General features: G+C 45.0%; 18 protein-coding genes. 17 read left to right on the forward strand and 1 reads right to left on the reverse strand.

The genetic code is table 11. The features are described 5' to 3' along the window. Positions 1 to 80: 80 nt before the first annotated feature. The 15 genes from ndk (at position 81) to A8709_RS27665 (ending at position 14309) form a co-directional block, all read left to right on the forward strand. A complete protein-coding gene (gene ndk / locus A8709_RS27600; protein WP_065857178.1) occupies positions 81 to 524 on the forward strand; it encodes a nucleoside-diphosphate kinase in 444 nt (147 codons plus the stop codon). A 127-nt stretch (positions 525 to 651) separates the two neighbouring features. Further along, the gene (locus A8709_RS27605; protein ID WP_065857181.1) at positions 652 to 1434 is read left to right on the forward strand and encodes a CheR family methyltransferase; all 783 of its coding nucleotides are present in this window, start codon (positions 652 to 654) and stop codon (positions 1432 to 1434) included. Between the two features lie 92 nt (positions 1435 to 1526). Continuing rightward, positions 1527 to 1691, forward strand: coding sequence for a hypothetical protein (locus tag A8709_RS34780; protein ID WP_164483568.1), 165 nt, complete (start codon positions 1527 to 1529; stop codon positions 1689 to 1691). A 266-nt stretch (positions 1692 to 1957) separates the two neighbouring features. Further along, on the forward strand, positions 1958 to 3121 hold the full coding sequence (gene aroC, locus A8709_RS27610) for a chorismate synthase (protein ID WP_065857183.1): 1164 nt from the start codon (positions 1958 to 1960) through the stop codon (positions 3119 to 3121). 1 nt (position 3122) lies between these two features. Next, positions 3123 to 4217, forward strand: a complete 1095-nt coding sequence (gene aroB / locus A8709_RS27615; protein WP_065857185.1) for a 3-dehydroquinate synthase — start codon at positions 3123 to 3125, stop codon at positions 4215 to 4217. 3 nt (positions 4218 to 4220) lie between these two features. Further along, positions 4221 to 4607: a chorismate mutase gene (aroH, locus tag A8709_RS27620; RefSeq protein WP_065857187.1), complete on the forward strand. Its 387-nt coding sequence runs from the start codon at positions 4221 to 4223 to the stop codon at positions 4605 to 4607. A 290-nt stretch (positions 4608 to 4897) separates the two neighbouring features. After that, positions 4898 to 6445: an anthranilate synthase component I gene (gene trpE / locus A8709_RS27625; protein WP_065857189.1), complete on the forward strand. Its 1548-nt coding sequence runs from the start codon at positions 4898 to 4900 to the stop codon at positions 6443 to 6445. Positions 6446 to 6466: 21 nt separating this feature from the next. Further along, positions 6467 to 7507, forward strand: a complete 1041-nt coding sequence (gene trpD, locus A8709_RS27630; protein WP_065857428.1) for an anthranilate phosphoribosyltransferase — start codon at positions 6467 to 6469, stop codon at positions 7505 to 7507. Continuing rightward, entirely contained in the window at positions 7497 to 8291 is a 795-nt protein-coding gene (gene trpC / locus A8709_RS27635) for an indole-3-glycerol phosphate synthase TrpC (protein WP_065857192.1), read from the forward strand. Before trpD ends, trpC begins: the two co-directional genes overlap by 11 nt. Positions 8292 to 8317: 26 nt before the next feature. Continuing rightward, positions 8318 to 9016 carry a phosphoribosylanthranilate isomerase gene (locus A8709_RS27640; protein WP_065857193.1) on the forward strand — a complete coding sequence of 233 codons (699 nt, stop codon included), beginning with the start codon at positions 8318 to 8320 and terminating at the stop codon, positions 9014 to 9016. After that, positions 9013 to 10206, forward strand: a complete 1194-nt coding sequence (gene trpB, locus A8709_RS27645; RefSeq protein ID WP_065857195.1) for a tryptophan synthase subunit beta — start codon at positions 9013 to 9015, stop codon at positions 10204 to 10206. Before A8709_RS27640 ends, trpB begins: the two co-directional genes overlap by 4 nt. 3 nt (positions 10207 to 10209) lie before the next feature. Next, positions 10210 to 11025 carry a tryptophan synthase subunit alpha gene (gene trpA, locus A8709_RS27650; protein ID WP_065857197.1) on the forward strand — a complete coding sequence of 272 codons (816 nt, stop codon included), beginning with the start codon at positions 10210 to 10212 and terminating at the stop codon, positions 11023 to 11025. 22 nt (positions 11026 to 11047) lie between these two features. After that, positions 11048 to 12148, forward strand: coding sequence for a histidinol-phosphate transaminase (gene hisC / locus A8709_RS27655; protein ID WP_065857199.1), 1101 nt, complete (start codon positions 11048 to 11050; stop codon positions 12146 to 12148). Between the two features lie 27 nt (positions 12149 to 12175). Then, a complete protein-coding gene (locus tag A8709_RS27660; protein WP_065857430.1) occupies positions 12176 to 13264 on the forward strand; it encodes a prephenate dehydrogenase in 1089 nt (362 codons plus the stop codon). A 193-nt stretch (positions 13265 to 13457) separates the two neighbouring features. After that, positions 13458 to 14309 (forward strand): polysaccharide deacetylase family protein, encoded by an 852-nt coding sequence (locus A8709_RS27665; protein ID WP_065857201.1) that lies wholly within the window; start codon positions 13458 to 13460, stop codon positions 14307 to 14309. 78 nt (positions 14310 to 14387) lie between these two features. On the opposite strand, the gene A8709_RS34995 is transcribed toward A8709_RS27665, so the two are convergent. Further along, positions 14388 to 14594 carry a hypothetical protein gene (locus tag A8709_RS34995; protein WP_065857203.1) on the reverse strand — a complete coding sequence of 69 codons (207 nt, stop codon included), beginning with the start codon at positions 14592 to 14594 and terminating at the stop codon, positions 14388 to 14390. A gap of 101 nt (positions 14595 to 14695) precedes the next feature. Between A8709_RS34995 and A8709_RS27675 the strand changes: the two genes are divergently transcribed. Both A8709_RS27675 and A8709_RS27680 read left to right on the forward strand, forming a co-directional pair. Then, positions 14696 to 15277 (forward strand): RNA polymerase sigma factor, encoded by a 582-nt coding sequence (locus A8709_RS27675; protein ID WP_065857205.1) that lies wholly within the window; start codon positions 14696 to 14698, stop codon positions 15275 to 15277. Between the two features lie 6 nt (positions 15278 to 15283). Next, on the forward strand, positions 15284 to 15913 hold the full coding sequence (locus A8709_RS27680) for an anti-sigma factor family protein (RefSeq protein WP_065857207.1): 630 nt from the start codon (positions 15284 to 15286) through the stop codon (positions 15911 to 15913). Positions 15914 to 15945: the final 32 nt, after the last annotated feature.

Consider the following 15945-nt stretch of genomic DNA (forward strand, 5'->3'; position numbering starts at 1 on the left):
GTCAGTTTTCTGACGAAATCTTAAAGTGGAAGCTTACGAAGTCAGTTTTCTAACGAAAACTTTTAGGAGGTAGTCGTTCAATGGAAAAAACATTTCTCATGGTAAAACCAGATGGCGTACAACGGGGACTTGTCGGCGAGATTGTTAAACGGTTTGAACAGAAAGGTTTCCAATTGATTGGCAGCAAGCTGACGGTTATTTCTCGCGAGCAAGCCGAGATTCACTATGCAGAGCATAAAGGAAAAGATTTTTTCGAGAGACTGGTTAACTTCATTACGTCTGGACCTGTCTTTGCGATGGTTTGGCATGGTGATCAAGTCATTGCCTTATCTCGGACTATGATTGGGAAAACCAATTCGCTCGAAGCTGCACCTGGCACCATTCGTGGTGACTTTGCCGTACATACGCATCTTAACCTGATTCATGGTTCAGATTCACCTGAAAGTGCTGAACGTGAGATCAGTAACTTCTTTCAACCGCAAGAAATTTTTACATACGAAAAGAACATTCAGTATTGGATTTAGACATGGAATGAGGAAAGAACCTAGTATCTTCACGGATACAGGTTCTTTTTTTGTTGATTTATGAAGGAATTTGGTAAACACTCACAGAATGTATCAAGGTAGAAAACAATCAAGGTGGGTGTACAACATGGAAGATCAAGATTTTTTGTTGTTTATAAAGAAAATAAAAGAACATACGTCCATTGATCTTGCCCTTTACAAGGAAGCGCAAATGAAGAGGCGACTAACGACCTTGCGGATGAAGCGAGGCTACAATACGTTTATTGCTTTTTTTGAAGCCATGATGAAAGATAAAGAATTATTTTATGAGTTTCTGGATCGGATGACCATCAATGTGTCCGAATTTTGGCGGAATCCAAATCGTTGGGAGCTTGTAGAACAAAAATTTATTCCGGAGATGTTAAAAAGAAATCGCAGATTAAAAATATGGAGCGCAGCCTGCTCCACAGGAGAAGAACCTTACACGCTGGCTATGATATTAGCGGAGCAGGGGGCTTTGAGCGAGACCAATTTACACGCAACTGATATTGATGATGGTGCATTGGAGAAAGCGCGAAAAGGCGTATATCTGGACCGTTCGGTACGCGATGTGCCAGCGTCGTATGTAAAAAAATATTTTAAACAAGATCAACTGATGTATCACATCTCGGATGACCTGAAGAAATCGATTAAATTTCAAAAACAGAACTTACTGGTGGATACCTTTGATACAGGATTCGATCTGATTGTTTGCCGTAATGTCATTATCTATTTCACTGAGGAAGCGAAGCATGTGTTATACCAGAAATTTGCGAAAGCCTTAAAGCCAGGCGGTTTATTATTCGTAGGCTCGACAGAACAAATCTTCTCCCCAGGGCAATATGATCTGGAAGCGGCAGATACGTTCTTTTATCGGAAAAAGGGAGTATAAGAACTTCCATATCTTCCAATACTAAGATGTAGCAAAGCAAAGGGCGGCTGAGTTCACTCTTTGTACACTGCATACACGCTTAGGGGGCTATCATGGACAAACGCAAGGTGATAACTGCTTACCGCAGGGGAATGATCTCGATTCAAGAATGTGCTCAAATTTTAGGAGTCGACTCGTCACAAATCACGGGTCTGATGAATGATCCTCAGCTTTGTGAGCCTCCGAGGGTCGTCCAGAAGCAGCCTATGCACGGGTAATTCTTGCTCTTGTCTAGATGATGACACGCTAACGCGATAGGGTTTATCCCTGACGTGTGATGCGTGTTTTTGCATTTGTGTTGTTGCCAAACCTGAGTAGCTATACTATAATGACAACAGATAATCGCGCGTCAAAGCGCTAAAGTGCTCGTTGCTGTCGAAAATAATCGAATATGCGCGAAGCAAGTATGCTCGGTTTTTCCATACAATTATGTTTATATACGGAGTTTGATTTTCTTCGTAAAATTCTTAGGGGGTAACGGATTGTGAGATATTTAACAGCTGGTGAAACGCATGGCCCGCAGCTCACTGCGATTATTGAAGGGTTCCCAAGTAATGTAACCCTGAACTTTGAAGACTTGAACCATCAATTACATAGACGTCAAAAAGGCTACGGTCGGGGTCGTCGGATGCAAATTGAGAAAGATACAGCGACCTTTGCTGGCGGCGTTCGTCACGGTAAAACAACAGGTGCGCCAATTGCCCTAGTTGTCGTGAATAACGATTGGAAGCACTGGACTACGGTTATGGGGATTGAACCCGTTGAAGAAGATAACGAAGGCAAGCGTCGTGTAAATCGTCCACGTCCTGGACACGCAGATTTGAACGGCGGCCTTAAATATAATCAAAAAGATTTACGTAACATTTTGGAAAGATCAAGCGCACGTGAAACGACGATGCGTGTTGCGACTGGCGCAGTTGCGCGTCAATTGTTGGCTGAGTTTGGTATCAAAGTAGCTGGACAAGTTATCCGTATTGGAGATGTCGAAGTAGAGCGTCAAGATCTGTCTGTTGATGAACTGATTCGAATTACGGAAGAATCACCAGTACGCGTGGTTGATAAAGAAGCAGAAGCGAAAATGATCGCTGCAATCGATGCTGCCAAAGAAGACGGGGATACCCTGGGTGGTATCGTTGAGGTTATTATCGAAGGCGTGCCAGTTGGTTTGGGCAGTCATGTTCAATGGGATCGCAAATTAGATGGTAAAATTGCACAAGCCGTTCTTTCCATCCAAGCGTTCAAAGGCGTTGAATTCGGTATTGGCTTCGAAGCAGCAGAACGCAGAGGCTCTAATGTACATGATGAAATTCTATATACACAAGAAGAAGGTTTCAGACGTAGAACGAATCGTGCTGGAGGCTTTGAGGGCGGTATGACAACTGGCGAACAAATCATCGTTCGCGGAGTCATGAAGCCGATCTCGACGTTATACAAACCGCTGCAAAGCGTTGATATCGATACGAAGGAAGTCTTCACGGCGCAGGTAGAACGTTCTGACACCTGTGCAGTGCCTGCCGCAGGCGTCATCATGGAGAACGTCATCGCATGGGAAGTAGCGAATGCGTTACTAGATAAATTTGGCGGAGACTCCATCGAAGAAATTCGTGCTAACCTTGCGAATTTCCTCAAGCAAGTGGAGAACTACTAAGATGAGAGAACTTACCGTAGAGCTTGGAGAACGGTCTTATCCCATTTATATTGGCCAAGGCATTCTTACCAATATCACGGCCCTGTTCGATCGCGCGAAGCTTAGCCGCAAATCGCCGCTGCTTATCGTCACCGACGAATCGGTGGCGGCCTTGCACTTGGAGCGCGTCCTGACGCTGCTCCGTGAAGGCGGCTTCGCCGCGACGGCCTGCGTCGTGCCTGCAGGCGAAACGTCCAAATCCCTCGCGCAGCTCGAGGGAATCGTTACAGCCGCCCTCCAGGCGGGCCTTGATCGCAGTTCTGCGATCGTTGCCCTTGGAGGAGGCGTGGTCGGCGATCTCGCCGGCTTCGCAGCGGCGAGCTTCATGCGCGGGATCCGCTTCGTGCAGATCCCGACAACCATCCTTGCCCACGACAGTTCGGTCGGCGGCAAGGTAGCGGTCAATCACCCGATGGCGAAGAACATCATCGGGGCCTTTCACCAGCCAGAGCTGGTCCTCTTCGACATCGACTTGCTCATGACACTGCCACTGCGCGATGTCAAAGCAGGGTTGTCTGAGGTGATCAAGCATGGCTTGATCTGGGATGCTGCTTTTACGCAGTGGTGTGATGAGAACGCTGACAAACTGTTAGCTTTAGATCCAGAAGCACTGAGTTACGCGCTATATATCGGTTGCCAAGTGAAGGCAATCGTGGTGTCACAAGATGAGCGGGAGAATGATCTTCGCGCGATCTTAAATCTGGGACACACAATTGGTCACGCATTAGAAGCTGTAGCTGGCTATGGTGAGCTGCTGCATGGTGAAGCCATTTCCATCGGAATGGTGGGCGCAGCCAAGCTTGCGCAGCAGTTTGGGTACAGTGAAGACATTCATACGGTAACCAAAGGTTTGTTTGTGAAATTTGGTTTGCCGGTTAGTATACCGCCACATTTGGATACGGACATGATCATGAGTGCCATGATGCATGATAAGAAATTCAAAGAAGGTACGATGGTCTACATCATTCCAACTGAAATTGGCAAGGTCGAGATCCGAAAAGATGTAACAACGGAGCAAGTTAGGCAAATTGTTGACCTTCTAAAAGGGGAGAAATAACCGATGTATTTAAGGGGAATTCGCGGCGCAACAACGGTTGAACAGAATAATGCAGACGAAATTCTAGCTGCAACGAGTGAGCTTCTTCAAGCCATTGTAGAAGCAAATGATTTCCATCCGGAAGATATCGGATCGGTTTTCATCACGGTAACAGAAGATATCACAGCGACGTTTCCCGCAAGAGCGATCCGTACGCTGATTGGCTGGGAGCTTGTCCCTTTAATGTGTTCTTTGGAAGTGCCAGTTGAAAATGCTTTGCCGAAATGCATTCGTTTGATGGTACAAGTAAATACAACCAAAACACAAGCTGAAATCAACCATGTGTATCTGAAAGAAGCTAAAGCACTTCGTCCTGATATTGTTAAATTGACAAATGAAGCTACCCGGTAGTATAGTGAAATTAGATGAGTTTAGGTTAGTAGAGCAGAGTTTAGTCGAGTAGAGCAGAGCCCAGTTGAGATGAGAAAAAGGTAAATAGCTTTCGTGTGATACCAAGATCGTTCCTTTAGGGATCGTTTGTTTGGTCATACCCAGCCATCATTCTCTTTTTTTCACATTCATCCTGATCGTCTACTGAAACTAAAGTCAACCTCTACCCTAGGTAGAGGTTTTTTTGTATTCGAATAGAGTTTTGAGCGCCGCAAAAGTGAGCAGCTCACAAGCTGAGAGGGGATGTTTCCATGTATACACCTGAATTGCAAGAAGTCATTCGTTTGTCCAAAGATTATAATTTAATCCCAGTGGTGCGTCATTTGCTAGCAGATACCGAGACGCCAATTCGTGTTTTCCAACATTTATATCAAGAGCCGCGTGCTTTTCTATTAGAAAGCGTAGAGGGAGGAGTGAAATGGGCCCGCTATTCGTTTCTTGGCAGCGATCCTTTCTTGATGATCACGGCGAAGCATGGAAAAACAACGGTTGAAACGGGGTCCGAGAAGAAAGTCACGGATGAGAAACCCATCGAAGTGTTGAAAGCCTACCTTCGTGCCTACTCCAGCCCACAGCTTGCTGATCTTCCGCGGTTTACTGGCGGTGCTGTTGGATTCTTCGGATATGACTTGCTCCAATACTATGAGAAATTACCAGCTCATCAAATAGATGATTTACAAATGAATGACATTCAATTCATGTTCTGTGATCAAGTGATCGTGTTTGATCATTTCAAACAACAGATTAAAGTGATCGCGAACCTGCATGTTCCCCAATTCGCAACGGATGCTGATATCGCGAAGGCGTATCAAGCAACCTGTGAGAAAATTGATGCGACGATTGAGAAAATCAAACGCCCGTTAAGTTCGGACACGATGACACACAATCCAATCGTATCTGAGCCTGAGCTAGGCGAGATTCGCTCGAACATCACGAAGGAAAAGTACATCGCCAATGTCAACAAAGCGAAGGAATACATTCGTGCCGGCGACATTTTCCAAGTGGTGCTTTCACAACGTTTTGAAATGGAAACGACGGTATCGCCACTTCAGGTATATCGTGTGCTTCGTACGATGAATCCATCTCCTTATATGTACGTATTGAAAATGGATGACGAGGTAGTCGTAGGTACGTCTCCAGAGTTACTGGTACGTGTAGAAGAGGAGAAAGTTGAGACGCGTCCGATAGCTGGAACGAGGCCCCGTGGCAAGACGCCTGAAGAAGATCAAGCTCTCGAAGTTGAGTTGCTTGCAGATGAGAAAGAGCGCGCTGAGCATTTAATGCTTGTAGACTTAGGCCGCAATGATATCGGACGTGTATCTGAGTTTGGAACGGTTAAGTGCGACACCTTCATGGACATCGAACGTTATTCACACGTGATGCATATCGTTTCCAACGTCTCCGGTAAAATTGCGAAGGATAAAGATTTCTTTGATGCCTTCTTATCCTGCATGCCTGCAGGAACGGTATCTGGTGCTCCGAAATTACGTGCGATGGGGATTATTGCTGAGTTGGAACCCGAATCTCGCGGTTCTTACGCCGGAGCCATCGGTTATCTAGGATTTTCCGGTAATTTGGACACTTGCATTACGATTCGGACCATCGTTTTCAAAAAAGGAAAAGCCTACGTACAAGCAGGAGCAGGCATCGTATGGGATTCCGTACCTGAGAGCGAGTATCAAGAAACAGTGAACAAAGCAACGGCTTTGCTGAAATCCATTCGAATGGCGGAAGCCATGTTCAGTCCAGAGCCTAGACCTATTAGCGATATTAACAAAGATTATTTTGTTAACTCATAGGAGAAGAGAGGGACGATGAACATGAGTGAAACAATTTCAATTCAGCAAGCTCTTAAGAAAGTGATCAGTGGTAATCACCTGTCTCGTGAGGAAGCACGGGGCGTTATGTCTGAAATTATGGACGGGGCGGCTTCTCCTGCACAGATTGGGAGTTTATTGACCGCATTGTGTATCAAAGGTGAAACGTTTGAAGAAATTACTGGCTTCGCGGAAACGATGCGCAGTAAGGCACTTCAAATGGATGTACTGCAAAGCGATCTACTCGATACTTGCGGAACAGGTGGAGATGGCGCGGAGACTTTCAACATCTCGACTACGGCAGCAATTGTAGCGTCAGCAGGCGGTATTCGTGTAGCAAAGCATGGGAATAGAGCGATGTCGAGCAAAAGCGGGAGCGCAGACGTCTTAGAAGCGTTAGGCGTGAAAATTACACTTAGCGGTGAACAAGCTGCGAAGTGTCTAGAACGCACGGGGATTTGTTTCATGTTTGCGCAAGCTTATCATCAATCGATGAAGCATGTCGCTGCGCCTCGCCGGGAGCTTGGTTTTAGAACTGTGTTTAATCTACTTGGTCCATTAACGAATCCTGCGGGAGCGGATCGTCAAGTTCTCGGTGTTTTTGACAGAACGAAGACGGAACTGATCGCCCAATCCTTACAAGCGCTAGGCTTGAAACGTGCGTTGGTCGTAGCCAGCGAAGATGGCTTGGATGAATTCAGCATCTCAGCGCCTACGAAGGTAACGGAGTTGAAATCCGATGTCATTCAGACTTATACGATTACACCGGATGATCTTGGCCTTCGCGCACATAGCATCAAGGATGTAGCGGGTGGAGATGCCATGCTCAATGCTGAAATTATTCGTCATATTTTTGCAGGTGAGAAAGGTCCTCATCGTGACATCGTGTTGGCAAATGCAGCAGCTTGTTTCTATGTAACAGGTCAAGTGGGCACACTGCAGCAAGGTGTTAAATTTGCAGCTGATGTCATTGACTCCGGTCGTGCGGAACAGAAATTGAACGATTTAATCCAATACACAGGAGAATTATGCCATGTTTCTTGATAAAATTGTTGCCACAAAACGCCTAGAGGTTGAAGCGATGAGCGGATTTTCGATTGCAGAGGCAGAGAAGCTGATTGCTCAGCTTCCTCCTTGCCTAGGCTTTGAACAGGCGCTGACCGTGCGCAAGAACCGTGAGGTAGGGCTTATTGCGGAAGTGAAGAAAGCTTCCCCCTCAAAGGGCTTGATTCGTGAGGACTTTGATCCAGTTGGTTTAGCTCAAGCTTATGAGCGAGCAGGTGCGGATTGTATTTCCGTTTTGACGGATGTGTCATACTTCCAAGGCAGTAATGACTATCTGCAAGCTGTTCGCAAAGCAGTCAACGTACCGTTGCTTCGCAAAGATTTCACCATTGATCCGAAACAAATCTATGAAGCGAGATTGCTTGGCGCAGATGCTATTTTGCTAATTGCGGCGATTTTGACAACGGATCAAATGAAGTCCTACTTATCTTTAGCGAAGGACCTCGGTTTGGATGCGTTGGTGGAAGTACATGATCGTGAAGAGCTGGAGCGGGCGCTAACGTTGGATACGCAATTGATCGGTGTGAATAACCGCAATTTGAAAACATTTGTAACTGATTTAGGTACGACGGAAGAATTAATTAATTTGATGCCAAAAGGGAAAACAGTTGTCAGCGAAAGCGGCATTTCCTCCGTGGCGGATATGAGCTTTGTACAGCAAGTGGGTGCACAAGCCGTGTTAATCGGTGAGCATTTCATGCGTCAACCTGTGGTTGAACAAGCCGTATATGACTTGATGGGTGAGCGGGTCACAAAGGCGTAGGAACAAGGAAGAAAGAGGCGAATTTCATGGCTGTGGGAACGATTCCAACGGTAAAAATTTGTGGACTTCAAAGCGTTGAAGTGTTAAAATCAATCGTACATTTGCCGATAGCTCATATCGGCTTTGTTTTTGCACCAAGCAAGCGGCAAGTTACGCCTGATAAGGTAGCAGAGCTGATTGCTTATTTAAAATCAGAAGAGGTACGTGGACAGACAGTTCCGTTGACAGTAGGCGTCTTTGTGAATCCAACGGAAGAGCAGCTTACCGATATTTTAGCGGCAGCCCCTTTGGACGTAGTTCAACTGCATAGTCAGGAAACACCGGCATTTTGCATGTGGGTCCGTGAACATTTTGGCCTAAAGGTATTTAAATCAGTATCCATTTCGAAGACAGAAGATCGAATCCCGTCGTTAGAAGAAGTGGCTGCTCAACTCGATCCGTATAAGGGAACTGTTGATGCCATCTTGTTAGATACGTTTGATCCCGTTTATGGTGGCGGTTCAGGTACTACGTTTGCTTGGGACTGTATTCCTGTTTATCAAGAATGGGCCCGTTCGGCCGGTGTACAATTGCTTGTAGCTGGCGGACTTCGACACGATAATGTAGATCAATTAGTGAAAGCCTATGCTCCAGATGGCGTTGATGTATCAAGCAGTGTGGAGACAGATGGTGTGAAAGATATTGCGAAAATAACCGCATTTGTGGAAAGGGTGACCGGTAAGTGACACAAGTACCTGATCAGTATGGTAGATTTGGCAAGTTCGGTGGCCGCTATGTGCCTGAGACTTTGATGAATGCCCTTCATGAGCTTGAAGAAGCTTATGCGCGATATAAAGATGATCCTGAATTTATTGCTGAAGTTCGTTATTTGCAAAAGCAATATTCCGGAAGACCGACGCCGTTATATTTTGCAGAGCGTTTAACTGAATCACTTGGCGGCGCCAAGATTTATTTAAAACGTGAAGATTTAAATCATACAGGCGCACACAAAATCAATAACACCATTGGACAAGCGGTGCTCGCGAAACGCATGGGCAAAAAGAAAATTATTGCTGAGACGGGTGCAGGTCAACATGGTGTTGCTTCTGCGACAGTGGCTGCTTTAATGGGCTTCGAATGTAAGGTGTTCATGGGTGAGGAAGATACGAAACGTCAACAATTAAATGTGTTTCGTATGAAATTGCTGGGCTCTGAAGTGATTCCAGTGACGTCAGGCACACGTACTTTAAAAGATGCCTGTAACGAAACGCTTCGTTACTGGGTTAGCAATGTACAAGATACGTACTATATTCTAGGTTCGGTTACAGGACCTCATCCGTATCCAATGATGGTTCGAGATTTCCAACGCGTTATTGGTGACGAGTCTCGTGAGCAGATTTTAGAAACCGAAGGCAGATTGCCAGATGCGGTTGTCGCTTGTGTAGGCGGAGGCAGTAATGCGATGGGGATTTTCTATCCATTCGTGCAAGATGAATCCGTGAAGTTAATCGGTGTAGAAGCGGCTGGACGCGGCGTCAACACGGATGAGCATGCAGCGACGATGACCAAAGGTACACCAGGTGTGTTCCAAGGCTCACTTAGCTACCTGCTGCAAGATGAGTATGGGCAAGTCTTGCCTGCACATTCGATTTCAGCAGGGCTTGATTATCCGGGAATTGGGCCTGAACATGCCTATCTCAAGGATTCTGAGCGTGCTTCCTACTATCCAATTACGGATCAAGAAGCTTTGGATGCTTTGCAATTGTTGAGCCGTACGGAAGGTATTATTCCTGCGCTAGAAAGCGCTCATGCGATTGCACATACGTTGAAATTAGCACCGACCATGTCGAAGGACCAAATTATCATCGTAAGCTTATCCGGTCGTGGCGATAAAGATGTGGAATCCATTATTAGCTATCTGGGCGAGGAGGTATAGACGATGAACCGAATTGATAGTCGTTTTGCAGAACTCAAATCGCGCGGTGAAACTGCGATGATTCCTTTCTTAACGATTGGTGATCCTTCCATTGAAGCCTCTTTGGAGCTAATTCTGGAGATGGAGCGAGCTGGCGCAGATTTAATCGAGTTAGGCGTGCCCTATTCTGATCCGTTAGCGGATGGACCCGTAATTCAGCGCTCGTCGGAGCGGGCATTAAAGCGTAAAATCTCTATTTTTGATGTAATCGATGTGGCAAAGCAAGCTAGAAATCGTGGCTCCGAGCTTCCGTTCATTTTATTTACTTATTATAATCCAGTTTTGCAAATCGGGCTGGAACGCATATTCAAAGTGATGCAGGAAAATGAAATCAGCGGTATTATTATCCCAGATCTGCCTCTTGAGGAAGACAGCGAAACCAGAGCGATTGCGGAGAAATATAACGTTCATTTGATTCCATTGGTGGCACCAACATCTAATGAGCGTGTACAACGCATCGCGGCAAGTGCACGCGGGTTCGTCTATTGTGTATCATCCTTAGGCGTAACAGGCGAGCGGGCTGAATTTTTCGGAGGGATTGAGGACTTCCTTACGACCGTTCGAGAAGCAGCTTCTGTCCCGATTGTGGTAGGCTTCGGCATTTCGTCACGCGAGCAAGTAGAGCGCTTTGAGAAGCTCTGTGATGGCGTCGTGGTAGGAAGCGCAATTGTTCGTACGATTGAGAGCGCGTTACCTCATTTTGAAGCGGATGCGGCGCATCCTGAAGGTCTTTTGCAAATTCGTAATTTTGTAGGTCAATTAAAACGTTCGAATAACTAATTGATGAGGTGACTACTGTTACATGAAACCGAAACAAACGATTATCCATTTACCTGTTTATCAACCTGGTAAACCAATTGAAGAAGTAAAACGTGAGCTTGGCTTGACTGAAGTTATTAAGCTGGCTTCCAATGAGAACCCGTTTGGCTCTTCTCCGCATGTGAAAGCTGCTATCGAAGAAGAAATCGCAAACATTAGCTTATATCCCGATGGAGGTGCTGTACAGCTTACTGAAGCTGTGGCGGCTTCCCTTGGAGTAGAAACGAATCAACTTATCTTCGGCGCTGGTTCCGATGAGGTCATTTTGATGTTGGCACGCGCATTCCTCGTACCAGGCGACGAGTCGGTTATGGCATCACATACTTTCCCGCAATACAAACATAACTGTGAAATCGAAGGTGCCATCTCCATTGAAGTGCCTTTGAAAGAAGGTACGCATGATTTGGATGCGATGGCTGCCGCGATAACGGACCGTACGAAAATCGTATGGATTTGCAATCCAAACAATCCAACGGGCACGATGAATACCGACGCTGAGATTAAAGCTTTCTTAGCGAAAGTACCAGCACATGTCATTGTTGTTTTGGATGAAGCTTATTGTGAGTACAATACAACAGGCGAGTTCCCAGATAGTATTGAACTCATTGGCCAGTATAAGAATGTTATATCCTTGCGTACTTTCTCCAAAATATATGGCTTAGCTTCACTTCGTATTGGGTATGGTATCGGACATCCAGAAGTGATTCGTTCCATTAACCAAGTTCGGGAGCCGTTTAACACAACGCGCTTCGCTCAAGCGGCTGCACTTGCTGCGATTAAAGATCAAGATTTCATCGATAGCTGCCGTGAAGCGAACACAGCAGGTTTGAAATACTTAAAAGAACAGTTCGAAGTGCTTGGTTTGCAATCGTTCCCTGCACATGGCAACTTTGTCATGGTAGACGTTGCTCGTCCAGCTAGTGACGTATTCAATGGCCTGCTGCGCCGTGGTATTATTATTCGTGGCGGACATATGCTAGGGTTCCCAACATCGCTTCGCGTGACCATTGGTTCAAGCGAGCAAAATGCAAAATTCATTGCGGCATTAACAGAAGTCCTTGCTGACGTTCCTGTTCAAGCCTAATTCAGAGGATAAAGGTTGATTCATTTCATGACGAAAATAGCAATATTCGGAGTCGGACTGATCGGTGGCTCACTAGCCTTATGCTTTAAAGGAAAACCCGACTTTACGGTAGTAGGTCATTCTCCAAATCCGAATTCCGTGCAGAAATTACTGAAACGGAATGTCGTTGATCATGCAACAACGGATATGGCTGAAGCCGTGGACGGAGCGGACTATATTTTTCTATGCGTACCCGTTGGTAATCTGGAAGAATATGTGCAGCAACTTATGAAGCTGCCTTTGAAACAAGGCTGTATTATCACGGACGTGGGAAGTACAAAAGCTTCGATCACTGAAAGTGCAGCAGCACACCTGAAGGAAGGCTATTACTTTATCGGTGGTCACCCAATGGCAGGCTCCGAGCGGCATGGGGTGGAAGCAGCTTCCTCGCATCTGTATGAAAATGCTTTTTATGTGCTGACTCCAGCAGCAGGGACACCTCAAGCTCAGGTAGACCGTCTCACAGCGTTGCTAAGTCTGACGAAGGCTCAAATCGTTCAAGTAGATGCGCGCGAGCATGATGATATAGTAGGAGCCATTAGCCATCTTCCACATATCATTGCGGTAGCTCTCGTTAACCAAGTCAGAGGATATAACGAGTGTAATCCGTTGTATCAGAATTTGGCTGCAGGCGGCTTCCGTGACATTACACGGATTGCTTCAAGTGAACCAACCATTTGGCGTGATATTCTGGTTAATAATCGCGAAGTCTTACTCAAACTGCTCAAAGATTGGAATGGCGAGATTGCTCGCTTCATCCAAATGCTTGAGTTGAGTGATGGCGAAGGCATTGTGGAACAGTTCCGTTTAGCTGGTGAGTTCCGTAGCAAATTGCCAGAACGCAGAAAAGGCGTACTCACATCGCTATTCGATATCTATGTGGATATTCCAGATCATCCAGGTATTATCGGTTCGATCACTTCGTTGTTAGGTAATGCTCGTATCAACCTGAGTAATATTCAAATCATTGAAAGCCGAGAAGATGTACCTGGCGTTCTACGGCTGTCCTTCCGTAATCAAGAAGAAGCGGATCGAGCGTCTGATTTACTAGGGCATGATTATAAGGTACATGTTTAACTTAATTACGTTTCAAAGATGAATAGACGTTATCCGCAAAAGGGGTAGAACCAATGCGGAAGACGTCTATTTATTATTTTTGTTAACGGATTCACAGGTATAAAGCCTCATGCTATAATGGGTCTTATTATTTATATCCTATCTAGATTGTTATGGGGCGGTTGAACTGAAGTATCGGATGATTTTTGTAAGTATGTTAGTGATTTCGATTGTGATTCTTAATTTTTTTCCTATTTTTGCAAGTGCGAAAGATGTGTTCTATTCGAACGAAGTTGCTGTTCTCGTCTACCATCATATTGATGAGCAAGAGCAAAGCTCCGTAACAATCTCACCAGCATTATTTGAAAGACAACTGGTCTCCTTACAGCGTAAAGGCTTTGAATTTATTACTCTCGATCAATTCAAGGATTTCAAGCGTAAAGGAAAGCCTATTCCCAACAATGCCTTACTGGTCACATTCGATGATGGTTACGAAAGTTTCTACACTTATGCGTACCCCATTCTCCGAAAGCTGGGCATTCCTGCTGTTAATTTCGTAATTACGAAAGGGCTGGAGGATCCCAAAGGTACGAAGTTAGCCTCCTTATCGAGGGAAGAGATCAGTGAGATGCGTCGAAATGACAAAAACATTGAATTTCAAGCCCACTCCGATGAGCTTCATGCCATGAAGGATGGAAAGCCAATGCTTTCCAATAAACTTACCCTGAATGGGCAAGTGGAAAGCGACGCTGAGTTTAAGACTCGGATTCAAAGGGACACGAAGAATTGTATTGCGAAGCTTAAGGCGCTACAACCTGCGAAAGATGTAGATGCCTATGCGTATCCATTCGGTAGCTATGATGATACAACGATTAAATCTTTGCAGGAAGTCGGCATTCAGTATGCTTTTACAACGAAAGCAGGAATTGTCTCTGCTTTGACAGATCCTATGCAAATTCCGCGGATTAATGCAGGAAGCCCTTATGTTCGGCCTCATTCCATTAATAACTTAATTAAACAATCGATGCGGGAACATCTTCAAAAAAAGAACAATAATAATGCTTAGTAAACGTTTTCAAGAAAAGTGTTGACAGAATGAAACCGTATACATATAATAAAAGTACAGTATGGTTTCTCTCCACTCCTATCCGATAATCGCACCATAAGTGCAACCGCCGATTCGGCGGTTTTTTTTTGTCTTTACGCCTTTTTTTTGCGAAAAAGAAGGACGTTCTAGCGCATTAGCACTAGAAATATGAACTTTATCCAACAATTTGTCGAAACTAGCAGGAATCTCGGGTTCTATCAAGAATAAGTAATAGGCCAAAATTTTGTTCGTTTTGGTTTTCACAGATTTTTTACAAATTTATCGCAACTTTTCACTCCAACCTAAGTAAAACATGTAGGAACAGTTGGAGTGGTACCCGGAATCGCGAGGAGGGTCGCCACGTAATGACCGATTCCCAATTGATCAGAGAAATCAAGGATGGAAATGTTCAGCTTTATAACGAGCTCATGCGTCGTTACGAGCGTAAAATCCTTGCATTTATTTATCACATGCTAAAGAGTACACAGATGGAAGCGATCGCTGAAGATTTGTGTAACGAAACTTTTTATAAAGCGTACCGGAGCTTGCATTCTTTCCGTGAGATCGAGGCATCATTTTCAACTTGGTTATATACCATTGCCCGTAATACCGTATTGAGTGAGCTGCGCAAAAATAAAAGTGTCCAAGTATCCCTGGAGCAAAGCGGGCTAACGCCGCATGCTGCCTTTGATGCGATGCCAGAGCAGGCGATGTTGAGGAACGAGAAGGTATCCATGGTCCGCGAAGCGATTAATAGCTTGCCTGAGAAGCAAAGGTCAGCCTTAATTTTACGTGAATATGATCAGATGGATTATCAAGAAATTGCCAACATCTTAGGTCAGACTGTCTCTTCCGTGAAATCTCTCTTATTTAGAGCAAGGGCATCCGTCAAATTGCACTTGGATCCTTATTTCAGTGAACCGATATTTGAAGAATCGAAGGGATGACAACCGATGAAGTGTAGTGAGATCCAGGAGTTATTTGGCGTCTATTGGGATTTACCGATTGATGACCTGCGTCGTGTCGCTGTAGATGAGCATTTAACAACGTGCGACTCCTGTGCAGAGGAATTTCAAATATGGGAAGAAAGCATGATATTAATACGGTCTGCAGCAACAGACGAAGAATTTTCAGACTTTGAGCCTGTGGTTTCTTCTAAGGTAATGAGTCGTATTTATGAAGATGAATCATGGCGCATTCCAGTATCGGAACGCATGTATCACATTTCGTATAAATTAAGACGTAATCTTACAGCAGTAATCGCATTTTGTTTAGCTCTTTTTGTGTTTAGCTTTTTATTTGCGATTGTTTATGACGGATCACCGCAGTCCACGATGGCTACCGCGGATAATTCACTTTTTGATTTAGAAGCGCCGCAGGCGCTGAAGTCAACTGGCACAGAATCCATGAATGGGCATAAGCTAGGTGATGCAGTAGCCAGTCTGAATCCAAGCTTCATGGAGCCTCTACGGTTTCATGTGGGACCGATTCATTCCTATCCGCATTACTTATTAGTTGTATCTTTTCTAGGCTTTGTAGCTACCATTATTATTATGAACTGGTTATCACGAACGAAAACATAATGCTCCTGCAGGAGCATTTTCGCATTTCATCG

It is taken from the genome of Paenibacillus pectinilyticus (genome assembly GCF_001700435.1).
GTDB lineage: Bacteria > Bacillota > Bacilli > Paenibacillales > NBRC-103111 > Paenibacillus_E > Paenibacillus_E pectinilyticus.

Bases quoted from the DNA above. Each gene is read 5' to 3' on its own strand.
- ndk (WP_065857178.1), top strand. From the start codon at position 81: ATGGAAAAAACATTTCTCATGGTAAAACCAGATGGCGTACAACGGGGA.
- A8709_RS27605 (WP_065857181.1), top strand. From the start codon at position 652: ATGGAAGATCAAGATTTTTTGTTGTTTATAAAGAAAATAAAAGAACAT.
- A8709_RS34780 (WP_164483568.1), top strand. From the start codon at position 1,527: ATGGACAAACGCAAGGTGATAACTGCTTACCGCAGGGGAATGATCTCG.
- aroB (WP_065857185.1), top strand. From the start codon at position 3,123: ATGAGAGAACTTACCGTAGAGCTTGGAGAACGGTCTTATCCCATTTAT.
- aroH (WP_065857187.1), top strand. From the start codon at position 4,221: ATGTATTTAAGGGGAATTCGCGGCGCAACAACGGTTGAACAGAATAAT.
- trpE (WP_065857189.1), top strand. From the start codon at position 4,898: ATGTATACACCTGAATTGCAAGAAGTCATTCGTTTGTCCAAAGATTAT.
- trpD (WP_065857428.1), top strand. From the start codon at position 6,467: ATGAGTGAAACAATTTCAATTCAGCAAGCTCTTAAGAAAGTGATCAGT.
- trpC (WP_065857192.1), top strand. From the start codon at position 7,497: ATGTTTCTTGATAAAATTGTTGCCACAAAACGCCTAGAGGTTGAAGCG.
- A8709_RS27640 (WP_065857193.1), top strand. From the start codon at position 8,318: ATGGCTGTGGGAACGATTCCAACGGTAAAAATTTGTGGACTTCAAAGC.
- trpA (WP_065857197.1), top strand. From the start codon at position 10,210: ATGAACCGAATTGATAGTCGTTTTGCAGAACTCAAATCGCGCGGTGAA.
- hisC (WP_065857199.1), top strand. From the start codon at position 11,048: ATGAAACCGAAACAAACGATTATCCATTTACCTGTTTATCAACCTGGT.
- A8709_RS27660 (WP_065857430.1), top strand. From the start codon at position 12,176: ATGACGAAAATAGCAATATTCGGAGTCGGACTGATCGGTGGCTCACTA.
- A8709_RS27665 (WP_065857201.1), top strand. From the start codon at position 13,458: ATGTTAGTGATTTCGATTGTGATTCTTAATTTTTTTCCTATTTTTGCA.
- A8709_RS27675 (WP_065857205.1), top strand. From the start codon at position 14,696: ATGACCGATTCCCAATTGATCAGAGAAATCAAGGATGGAAATGTTCAG.
- A8709_RS27680 (WP_065857207.1), top strand. From the start codon at position 15,284: ATGAAGTGTAGTGAGATCCAGGAGTTATTTGGCGTCTATTGGGATTTA.